General features: G+C 60.1%; 10 protein-coding genes and 2 pseudogenes. 3 read left to right on the forward strand and 9 right to left on the reverse strand.

Annotated features, from left to right (window positions below; genetic code table 11):
* Positions 1-262: 262 nt before the first annotated feature.
* Both EOA85_RS18620 and EOA85_RS18625 read left to right on the forward strand, forming a co-directional pair.
* A complete protein-coding gene (locus tag EOA85_RS18620; protein ID WP_127210703.1) occupies positions 263-517 on the forward strand; it encodes a DUF982 domain-containing protein in 255 nt (84 codons plus the stop codon).
* 360 nt (positions 518-877) lie between these two features.
* The gene (locus EOA85_RS18625) at positions 878-1,129 is read left to right on the forward strand and encodes a hypothetical protein (protein WP_127210704.1); all 252 of its coding nucleotides are present in this window, start codon (positions 878-880) and stop codon (positions 1,127-1,129) included.
* A 144-nt stretch (positions 1,130-1,273) separates the two neighbouring features.
* Here EOA85_RS18625 and EOA85_RS18630 read toward each other — a convergent pair whose 3' ends face one another.
* The 7 genes from EOA85_RS18630 to EOA85_RS18655 all read right to left on the reverse strand — a co-directional run bounded on the left by EOA85_RS18630 (position 1,274) and on the right by EOA85_RS18655 (position 7,156).
* Positions 1,274-1,813 (reverse strand): cell division protein ZapB, encoded by a 540-nt coding sequence (locus tag EOA85_RS18630; protein WP_127210705.1) that lies wholly within the window; start codon positions 1,811-1,813, stop codon positions 1,274-1,276.
* A 99-nt stretch (positions 1,814-1,912) separates the two neighbouring features.
* Positions 1,913-2,653: a hypothetical protein gene (locus EOA85_RS18635; protein WP_127210706.1), complete on the reverse strand. Its 741-nt coding sequence runs from the start codon at positions 2,651-2,653 to the stop codon at positions 1,913-1,915.
* A 9-nt stretch (positions 2,654-2,662) separates the two neighbouring features.
* On the reverse strand, positions 2,663-3,238 hold the full coding sequence (locus EOA85_RS18640; protein ID WP_127210707.1) for a hypothetical protein: 576 nt from the start codon (positions 3,236-3,238) through the stop codon (positions 2,663-2,665).
* Positions 3,239-3,453: 215 nt separating this feature from the next.
* Positions 3,454-3,684: a hypothetical protein gene (locus EOA85_RS18645; RefSeq protein WP_127210708.1), complete on the reverse strand. Its 231-nt coding sequence runs from the start codon at positions 3,682-3,684 to the stop codon at positions 3,454-3,456.
* Positions 3,685-4,054: 370 nt separating this feature from the next.
* Positions 4,055-4,924, reverse strand: coding sequence for a ParB N-terminal domain-containing protein (locus EOA85_RS18650; protein ID WP_164759736.1), 870 nt, complete (start codon positions 4,922-4,924; stop codon positions 4,055-4,057).
* Between the two features lie 58 nt (positions 4,925-4,982).
* A complete protein-coding gene (locus EOA85_RS37560; protein ID WP_164759737.1) occupies positions 4,983-5,441 on the reverse strand; it encodes a hypothetical protein in 459 nt (152 codons plus the stop codon).
* A 158-nt stretch (positions 5,442-5,599) separates the two neighbouring features.
* Positions 5,600-7,156, reverse strand: coding sequence for a recombinase family protein (locus EOA85_RS18655; protein ID WP_127210710.1), 1,557 nt, complete (start codon positions 7,154-7,156; stop codon positions 5,600-5,602).
* A 51-nt stretch (positions 7,157-7,207) separates the two neighbouring features.
* Between EOA85_RS18655 and EOA85_RS18660 the strand changes: the two are divergent.
* Positions 7,208-8,104, forward strand: a pseudogene (locus tag EOA85_RS18660) (ATP-binding protein); the annotation flags it as partial.
* A gap of 364 nt (positions 8,105-8,468) precedes the next feature.
* Here EOA85_RS18660 and EOA85_RS18670 read toward each other — a convergent pair.
* Together EOA85_RS18670 and EOA85_RS18675 are read right to left on the reverse strand one after the other, a co-directional pair.
* A complete protein-coding gene (locus EOA85_RS18670) occupies positions 8,469-9,011 on the reverse strand; it encodes a hypothetical protein (protein WP_127210712.1) in 543 nt (180 codons plus the stop codon).
* A gap of 328 nt (positions 9,012-9,339) precedes the next feature.
* A pseudogene (locus EOA85_RS18675) lies at positions 9,340-9,581 on the reverse strand (malate synthase G); the annotation flags it as partial.

The raw sequence follows: 9,581 nt of genomic DNA on the forward strand, positions 1-9,581 counted from the left end.
GCCACGGGGGGAACTCGGGGTCTCGGGTATACGTATAAGGGGAAACAGAATTTTCTGTGAAATGGTCCGACCCCTATGCGCTACGATCTCGTTCAGGGAACCCGGAGGGCACCTGGACAGTCTGGGACAGACACACCGGGAAACCTGCGGACAATGACGGGCACCCTGCGGTCGGACTGCCGAAGCAGTACGCGGTCGACCTTCAGGCGCTGCTGGAGAGCATCGACATGCGCCTAAAGCTCACACGAGGGCACATAGTCTGATGGCAACCCTATGGTTCTCCCCTCCGGTGTTCGTGGAGACCGAGATTGTCGGTGTCACTTATGCCTGCAACAATGTCCGAGGCGCATCCGAGCAGCTACTGAAGTGGAACAAGAGGGGACCCAAGTGGCAACGTGCGTCGGCCCTCTGCCTTCAAGCCCTGGAGGGTGAGGAGGTTGACCCTAAGGAAATCCGCAGTGCCTTCGAGGCTGCTGCCAAGGAAGCCAAGAAGCTTATTCCCCACGGAGACTCTTAACGGGCCGTAAGTGGGAGGGACGATCACGGAAAAGTATCTGTGGAAGCCGCGCGTAAGAACCATTCTCAAACTAATATGGGTCATCGAAGCAAAAAGGAATCAAAACCGGTGACGCAACTCCAAATCGCCTACATGATGATCGCTCTCTCGTATCTGGCTGCGGCCTACGCGCTTTACTCCTCCCATTAGGACGTAGACTCATTACCACGGATAACTGGCTCACACTAAGTCGCAAATTCCCTGCGGCAGTGGAGCCTCTCCGTTGGCGGAACCTCTCCGGTCAAGCCTGTTTTTTTCAACTTCAATCTGTGAATAATGGGCATCGGCAATCAAGCCACTTCTGTTTGGGAAGCCGATACAATGACCAGCTATAAAATCTTGTTCTATGGAAAGAAAGGCCAGATCATCGGGCGGCGCGTCGTCGCGTGTGATGGACACTGGGAAGCATGTCAGTGGGGATGGCAGCACATGCCCGCAAAAGGGGACGACTTTCACGTCGAAGAACTGACCTTCACGGATGAGCGGGAAGATCGTGACCGAAAGGATGACGAGATCGTCCAGGAGGCGTTCCACGTTCTTAGAAAGCGGGCCGGGATGGTCAAGGCCTCCTGACCAAACTCCACCCCGGTGCCTTTGCGTCGACCGTAACGAAAACGCTTAGGCACCGGGGGAAGCCCGCGCCCCCCTCCCGCCGTCTCCAAACCGAATTTGAGATACGAAAGAAGGGCAGGCATAGAAGGCGCGGGATGTCGGACGTTATTCCGCCTTGGCGATTTCCAAAGCGGTCTTGAGTTCCGACAGATCGGTATCAACCAAAGCTTCGGCGGTGTTCGTCACGTCCACCTCAGGACCACTCAGGGACGGGAAGAAAGACGCGAGTTCCTTCTGGGTCACCTTGGGTGCCCCTGCGGTCAAGTCACGCTGCGGCTTGGTCTCAGCGGTATAGGGCTTGCCCGTTGCGGGGTCGTGTGTGCCCCTCTGAATACCAAGCTGCACCTCTGCCCATTCCATTCGTCCAGCACGGTCCGCAGCTGCGGCAATCTCAGCTTGGCCGGGCCTGTCTACACCGTGGGAGCGTGTCCGGACGTCAACCTTGCGGATGGCCTCGCGGACCAGCTGCATAGCCTCGCGCTCTTGCTTAAGCTGGCGTTCAAGCTCCTGGCGCTGGGACAGAAACGAGGCGTTCTCCTCGGTCAGCCGGGAGACCTCGGCCTTGAGCCTGCCAATCTCAGTGGAGTTGTCGAGTGATTCGAGTTGAGCGAGGAGTTCCTCGCGGGTCATGGGTTTCTTGGCCATTGTGGTGGTTCCTTCGTAAAATCAGAATTGGAGTACTGCGAGCAGGGTCGCGGTTAAGGTCGTGAGGGCGTAAGCGATGTTGATGTAGCCGAGCATTTTTTAGGCCTCGTCGGCATCCGGCAGAGACTGCCACCAGAGGGAATAGGCGTTAGCCAGTCGGGCAGGGTCCAGCCGACCAGTCACCACATCTGAGACGATGCGGCGGGCCAAGCTGTCGTCGGTGCGGGATGCCGCATAGACAAGCGAGTTCCAACGTTCGCCGCCGAGATGTTCGGACGCAATTGGGGTCGCTTCCATCACAGTTGTTTCGAGCAGGTTGGTGGCTGTCGCCGCATCCAAGCCGGTGGCCTCAGAGAGACGGGCGATGGTGTCGTTGAAGTCCCCCGTTTCAACCATTGTTTCCACCCCGTCCACGAAGGCCTCATCCGTGAAGTACTCGGCAATGTCGTCGAGGGTTTCAGAGAGGGATGGTTCGCGGTCGTCGGCGTCGATCTCAAGTTGATCCTGAAGGGCCTCAAGCTCCTCCTCGGACATTTCTTCGATGTCGATGCTTTCGAGGGGATCGTCGCCAGCGGGCACCGCAAGCGGTTCGAGGGCCGCGCCATTGGCAGGGACACCAGAGTTCCCCTGAGGTGCCGTCAAGCCAAGCTGTTCGGCAATGTCAAAGTCGACATAGGTGTTGAGACCGGGAACAAACACCTTACCATCTGGGGCGGGACCAGCGGCGGAGCCAACGGCGTAGTTCGGATTGCTTTGGGGACCTACCCAGCCGGACCTATCGTCCATAGGGTTGGGCATACGCATCGTCTCGGATGCGGTGGGGTCGAAGTAGTTGGACATAGTGTTTTCCTAAAGGAGGTTCGCGGCCTTAAGGGCCCTGCGGGTGTAGTCGAGGAGGGTCATTGACTGACCGTCGTTGGTGGAGACGGTGGAGGACCAGAAGGCCTTGCCGTATACCTGTTGAGCGTGGCGCACGAAGTCCCGGCCAAGGTGCCGATGGGTTGCCCCTGAGGCCTTCTTGACCAGCGTGGTGGTGCAGATGGTTTTGCGAAAGTCTCCCATGAAGGCACCCGCTCGGGTCTCAAGAAACCGGTTGCGGTTCTCCCATAGCCCCCCGGCCTGACCAGCATGGAAGTAGACTTGCATCCATCCAATGAGGGCCAGGGCGTGTAAGACCGCTTCGGTATAGGTTCGGTGGTCCTTGTGTTGCCAGTTGGCTAGAAGCCCCTTGGCCTTGGCGATCTGGGGGAGCTTTGGGTGGATGTCCGCTACGCTCAGGCAGAAGGACGCCGGGAGGACCATGCGGGCCTCAAGAGCCCTGAGGTCTACCCCGACCCTCGCGGTAAACTTGGGGTCTGTTCGCATGTAGAGGTCGATAGCCTTCTTAAAGATAGCTAGTTCGTTGCGGGACGGAAGGCGGGCCAAGGGGTCACCCCGAGAACTTGCGGCATCCCTGTGGGGGCCGCAGTAGCGGGAGACACCGGAGCGCTTGGTGGTGCAGCCGGGACAATCGCAAAGTTTCATTTCGTTGGTGATCTGGCGGCAGCGCAATTGCTGGCCACTGACTGAGGATTGGGCACCCACACGCCAATCGCGCGGGTGGCCCCGAGTGACGGGTTGTGCCATGGGTTACCTCTGGTTTAACGGAATGCGCCGTAGTTCTTGAGACCCGACGTAGCGACGTCCAAGAACGTGGTCATGGGGTTCATGCGTTGCTTGTTGAGTGTGTCTTGGGCCTCAAGCTGGTTGGCTTTACCCTGCATGACGTAGTTGGCTTGAGCGCCCTGCCTCTGGTCCTTGACGTTGGCGATAGACAATGCGGACTGTCGGCTCTGTTCGGCCAGCCTGACGCCTACCGTGCTGCCGGTCATTCCAGCGCCTGAGGCGATGGCGGCGGACTTGGCGCGGTCACCCTCAAGGGCAGCTTGATAGCCTTCCTTGTTGGCGGCATTGGCCTTGATGACGAAATCATGCTGGTTGCTGGCTTGGTTTATCTTGGAGCGAGCTTGAAGGCTCTTGGCGTTGGCGGCGGCAGCGGATGCCTCACCGGCAGCTTGTGCGGCCCCGGCAGCAATGCCGAGGGCGAAAGCTAGATCGCAAATGGCGACCTCCTATGTGGTTGTGTGGAAGCTCCCCGAAGGGAGTGTGTTGTCCGCTAGGAGCTTGCCCAAGGCACAAGTGGCTGGGCAACGCTACATGGGCAATTTGCCCAGTCAGGGAGGATAGCGGGAACCTCTCTACTCAGTAGTCAGGATTGTCACGCGCCGCGATGAAGTGGTCGAGGTTGTCCTCGATGTACTCACTGAAGGCTGGGGCCTCAAGGAGCCATTCGGGGAAACGCTTGTCGAGAACCACAAGAGCATCGGCAAGAATGTCGACATTCTTGAATAGCTGGGAGCCGAAAGTTTTGCGCAGCCGTCTCTCATAGTCAGCAACCAGTTTGGAACGCCAATTGGGTTGAGGTTCCTTAGGTGCTAAACCCTGCAATTCGGCGCGGGCGTCCTGCCACGAGAGTGACATGAGGTACTCTTGGGAGGCCCCTGTTTTACCCAGGGCATCGCGAACCTTGCGCATGTTCTTCACGGTGCCATCCGCTATCGAACAACTGCGGCGTATCCGGTCGCGGGATAGGTCTGTGGTGACCGTTAGGAACCAAGCACGGTCGAGTTTCTCAGCAAGGGTCATGGGGAGACGGTCCTTTGAATTGGCCTCGACGGCGAACGCCAAGGCCTCCTCAAGTGTCCCCTCGAAGACTTCAACCGGGATGGCCTTGTGAACGCCTGCCCGGAGGTAGGCATGGCGGCGGTGGTGTCCATCGATCACAAACCAGCGGTCTCCGCCCCACCAGACTACCAGTGGATCGAGGTACACAGGATTGGACGGGGAGCCGATAGCGGACATCAAGGTCTCAATGTGGCGCTCACCCTCCAGCTTACGCCCGTCGAGTTCACGCGGCTGGAACACGCTTGTCATCGAAGTGACGCGCGATGGCCCGACAGGCCCCTTGAGGTCGAGATAGGTCGGGAGGGGAGCAGGCGGCATGGGGCCGTTAACTTTAATGGCCTGTCGGATTAACCTGAGGGCCTCAGGGGTGGATATCTGTTCCGTCATTTGGAACCTTTCTTCGATTGCTGGGTGGGCAACGCTACATGGGCAATTTGCCCAGTCCCTATGCGTCTTTGCCGTCCCGGAAGGCCTTGAGTTCATCGACAGAGTGGCGGCGGGTGAACCAGTCGGGCATGAGGCCTCGGGTATCCAGGGGACGGCGGGTGCCTTTGGCGACAATCTCGGCAATCTGGGCGTACTCAAGGTACGTGGTATCCGATGGTAGCCACCCTAAGAGACGGAAGTCCCAAAGGGTCACTAGGACATCCTTGATGCTCTCGACGTTGAGCCTGTGGTTATCTCGAGTTCTTTGAAGGTCTTTCGTTGAGCAGCCCTCGGGAACCATGGCCCCACAATTGGCCAGCCTTCGGGCGGTTCGGGTGTAGCGTACTGGTAGAGGAGCATGGCGGCTGTGATGCCAGTTGCGACCAACGGGGAAAGTCGCGGCTAGAGAGGGTCCAGCGGGAATCGAACGCATTGCATCGACTGCCGCAGTAACTTCGGCATCGGCGGTATAGGTCATAGGTTGTCCATAGATATTGTGCTTGAGGCGCAGGAAGGCGCAAGATATCGTAGGTTGCCCCCGGCGGGCCAAAAGGACCCACCTAGACAAAAACAGGGAACAGACGTGAGGACACCTTTGGTATCTCTGTATGAGGGGGTAAAGCAGAGCTTATGATGTCAGTCTGTTTCGATGGAATAGGGGATTTCGGTCGGCGCGCCCCCGTGCTTCCAAAAGAAACGGAGGGTCCCCGCGCGATAGTCCACGACGCAACGGGCAAAGGCGTCACGCAGTACCGTGTTGATTTCCGTCACAGTCGCCGCGGGATCAGTGAGAACTTTCTCAAGGGATGCCACGAGCTTTCCAATCGCTCGACCGCTGGCGCGCTTGCTGCGCTCATGAATTGCCTCAAGGCGTCCCGTGACCGAGGCAAGCTCGGTCTCGTAGCCGGACAGACGACGACGAAGCGCGGCGGATGCGTTGCCACCCTCAATCTCAGTCAAGATGTTCTCGATGGCGTTGGACACACCGTCCCAAGCCTTTTGCAGCGAGGTCCGTTCCTCGTCCAACCCCTCGTCACCCGAGGGAACCTCAAAGACCAACTGGCGGCCCCCAGCGTGTTGGATGGCCCCGCTGATTTCCGCTAGGTTCACTTGGCGATACTGGCACCCCGCACCGGCCTTAGCCTTGGTACAGACCAGATACGGCGTTCCGTTTTTGCGACCCTTGTTCACCCTTGTCATGGTCGCACCACACGAAGGACAAGACGCCAGCCCTGCCAGCACGTTGGATACCTCCCCTGCGGACGCCCTCATACGAGGCGTGTTATTTCCGTCCTTGCGGGAGTTGACACGGTTGAACTGGGCTACGGGGACGATTGCCGGGTAGTAGTTCGGTATAGGAGCGAGGGCGTCCCGCTTCTTCTTACCGCTAACCTCGCGGGTCTCGTGGGGAATCATGGTCCCGATGACGGCAGGGTTTCCCAGTATCTTAGCGACGTATGAGCGGTGCCAGAACGCGGCCTTGCGCGCCCCGTCGCCGAAGGTCTCTACACCTTCCTTGTTCAAGCCGCTGGCAATTGTGTGCTGACCAATCCCCTTATCAGCCTCGCGGAACACCCGGCGCACCACAGCGGCCCTATCGTCTAGGACATCGAACCCCGTGCGATCGGTCTTGAGAGCCAGCCACGCGGGAACCCGCATCGTCATGGGTTTCCCCTCGGCGGCTGCACTCGCCTTCTTCCTCCCCCAAGCCTCGCGAACACGCTTGGCCTTCGTCTCGCTCTCTTCATTTGCCCGCATGGCAACCATGAACGCCCACATGAATGCCATGGGATCGTCGTCTAGCGTGGAAATGTCGTAGACCTTGCCATCGCCCAGTGTCACCAGAATGATTCCACTCTCGCAAATATCCTCTAGCAACCTCGTGGCTTTACGTGGCTTCTCCCTCGAAATGCGGTCCATGCTTTCGACTAGAAGGTATGAGCCTTTCTCCACTACCCCGTCCTCGACGGCTTGTAGGAAATCGGCTAGAGCCCCGGCGTCCTTGTTGCGGCCACGGTAAGCCGAAACGCCAAGGTCCATGTAGCTGTCATCCACCAAATCGAGGCCATGCTCCAGGGCGTAGCGTTCGGCCTTCTCCATCTGGCGGCGCTTGCTGTCTCCTCGGGACTGCTCGGGCGTGGAGAATCGAACATAGGAATAGGCCTTAGGGCGCGGGAGACTGTTAGATTTCATAGCTTTTCCACCTGCATAACGTGATTATACGCAGGGTCTTATGCTAATGCAATGCTGATGGTCGGACCGCCGGGTTCGGGAAAATCGATGCTGGCGCAGCGGCTGCCGTCGATCCTGCCGCCGCTGGCGCCGAGGGAATTGCTCGAAGTCTCGATGATCGCGTCGGTGGCCGGCGAACTCGGCGAAGGCAAGCTGACCGACCGGCGGCCGTTCCGCGCCCCGCACCATTCGGCCTCGATGGCGGCGATGGTCGGCGGCGGCCTGCGGGTGCGGCCGGGCGAGGCGTCGCTTGCCCATCACGGCGTGCTGTTCCTCGACGAGTTTCCCGAATTCTCGCCGCAGGCGCTCGACGCGCTGCGCCAGCCGCTGGAGACCGGCGACTGCATGATCGCCCGCGCCAACCATCGCGTCACCTATCCGGCGCGCATCCAGCTGGTTGCGGCGATGAACCCGTGCCGCTGCGGCATGGCCGGCGAGCCGGGCTATCGCTGCCTGCGCGGCGACCGTTGCCGCACCGACTACCAGGCGCGCATTTCCGGCCCGCTGCTCGACCGCATCGATCTCCGGATCGAGGTCCCGGCGGTCTCGGCCAGCGATCTGATCCGGCCGGACCGGACAGAGAAGAGTGCCGCTGTGGCGCTGCGCGTCGCACGCGCCCGGACAATCCAGCGCGAGCGTTTCGAGCGGCTCGGCGCGACCACTGCCACCACCAACGCGCATTGCTCGCCCTCGGTCATCGAGGAAATCGCGATGCCGGATGCATCAGGCCTGTCGCTGCTCAGGGACGCCAGCGAAAAACTCGGCTTTTCCGCGCGCGCCTACCACCGGGTGCTGAAAGTGGCGCGAACGCTGGCCGATCTCGAGGCCAGCGAGACGGTCGGCCGCATCCATCTGGCCGAGGCGATTTCCTACCGTATGAGCTCGGAGCGAATGGCGCAGGCGGCGTAGAGTGCAACGTTCGGGCGTCGGAAAGCTTCACCGCCGAGCAGTCAGCAAAGGCTATGCACAGGTTCTGCTGGGCTGCCGGATCATCTCAAGGAGCTCGACGCGCAGTTGCTCCCTTCGGGAAGAGCGATCGTCGCCAGGTCGGCCAACCAGACGCCGTCGGCCGCCAGCCTGGCGATTTGCGCAGCGCATGTCGCCATCGGCTGCGCGGTGCCGCCGCTCGAAGCGGGTCTGGAACCCGCTGACCCACAATACGCGCGGATCGGCGTCGGTCAGCCTGCGGGCCGGAAGCAGCCCGGGCCGGCAAGGTATTCGACATTCCGGTGCTATGCAGCCTGACCGCAATCGCCAGTCATTTCCGCGGCGGCTACTTAACCGGGATCATGAGATGTGCGTAGGGAGTGCCCGCCCACATCACATATGGCCTGGACGTGTCAGGTTTGGGGTCAGCCGGATAGCCCTGCATCATGTCCGTTGCGTTGACGATCATCACGTGCGGTCCAGTCTCCACCCAATTGTTGCCTTCCTCAGGCTTCGTCGCATAAGGATCGGTGTTGCTGCCGTCGGTGCCGCCGGCCAGCATATACATGAAGCCGACTTTGCCCTTGGGCGGTTCCTTTTTTCCCATCCACGCCATCGCCCATTCCATCGAGTTGGCATCGCCACACATTGGATCCGGGCCAGGCGTGGCCGGGTTGTCCGGCATGCACCAGAAGCCGTTTGTGCCCTCGCGCAACTTGCGCATTACGCCCTTCTCATCCATGGCGTGGATCGTAGCGCCGCTTGCTACAGCCGGGGGTGCGGCGGATTCAGCGCTCTTGATCATCGCAGCGTCATCGGCGGCTGCGCCTTGAATCGCAAACAAACTGCCCGCCGCCAAAAGGGCAGCGACCGTTAGAAGCCGTTTCATGGCCGTTCTCCGGTTTTGAGTTGATCTTGTGCATGATGTCAGACGCACGGCCTCCCAGAGCCGTTTGTCGGTGATTAAAATCGTAGCAGATCGCATGCACCCGGACAACGACGTTTTAGGAATGTCTAATATCTGTCGGGTGAGTCATGCTGAAGTTCTGCTGCATTAATCCGTGCATTTCTCTGTGTTGAACATCCGGCATGTTCTTTCCCGAGATGCTCTGGAGCGGGCTGCGACATGCCTTCGGCCTGAGCAGGGGTAGGCGCAAAAATTTCTACCCACCTGGAAACGACCGGAGTGAGGCCAGCACGTTTGCAACGGCGGCGTGTCAGCCAGCGCCCTCCTTCGCCTTCAGCTCAAGCCGCCGCGCGTGCAGCACCGGTTCGGTGTAGCCGTTGGGCTGGACCCGGCCCTTGAAGACGAGATCGCAGGCGGCGAGGAAGGCGATCGACTTGTCGAAGTCGGGCGCCATCGGCCGGTAGAGCGGGTCGCCTGCGTTCTGGCGGTCGACGACGCCAGCCATGCGCTTCATCGTCTCCATCACCTGGTCTGAGGTGCACACGCCATGGT

This window comes from Mesorhizobium sp. M5C.F.Ca.IN.020.29.1.1 (assembly GCF_003997375.1).
Lineage (GTDB): Bacteria > Pseudomonadota > Alphaproteobacteria > Rhizobiales > Rhizobiaceae > Mesorhizobium > Mesorhizobium wenxiniae.

Excerpts from the sequence above, each read along its gene's own strand:
- EOA85_RS18650 (WP_164759736.1), bottom strand. The coding sequence starts at position 4,924 with ATGACGGAACAGATATCCACCCCTGAGGCCCTCAGGTTAATCCGACAG.
- EOA85_RS18670 (WP_127210712.1), bottom strand. The coding sequence starts at position 9,011 with ATGAAACGGCTTCTAACGGTCGCTGCCCTTTTGGCGGCGGGCAGTTTG.
- EOA85_RS18645 (WP_127210708.1), bottom strand. The coding sequence starts at position 3,684 with ATGACCGGCAGCACGGTAGGCGTCAGGCTGGCCGAACAGAGCCGACAG.
- EOA85_RS18635 (WP_127210706.1), bottom strand. The coding sequence starts at position 2,653 with ATGTCCAACTACTTCGACCCCACCGCATCCGAGACGATGCGTATGCCC.
- EOA85_RS18625 (WP_127210704.1), top strand. The coding sequence starts at position 878 with ATGACCAGCTATAAAATCTTGTTCTATGGAAAGAAAGGCCAGATCATC.
- EOA85_RS18630 (WP_127210705.1), bottom strand. The coding sequence starts at position 1,813 with ATGGCCAAGAAACCCATGACCCGCGAGGAACTCCTCGCTCAACTCGAA.
- EOA85_RS37560 (WP_164759737.1), bottom strand. The coding sequence starts at position 5,441 with ATGACCTATACCGCCGATGCCGAAGTTACTGCGGCAGTCGATGCAATG.
- EOA85_RS18655 (WP_127210710.1), bottom strand. The coding sequence starts at position 7,156 with ATGAAATCTAACAGTCTCCCGCGCCCTAAGGCCTATTCCTATGTTCGA.
- EOA85_RS18620 (WP_127210703.1), top strand. The coding sequence starts at position 263 with ATGGCAACCCTATGGTTCTCCCCTCCGGTGTTCGTGGAGACCGAGATT.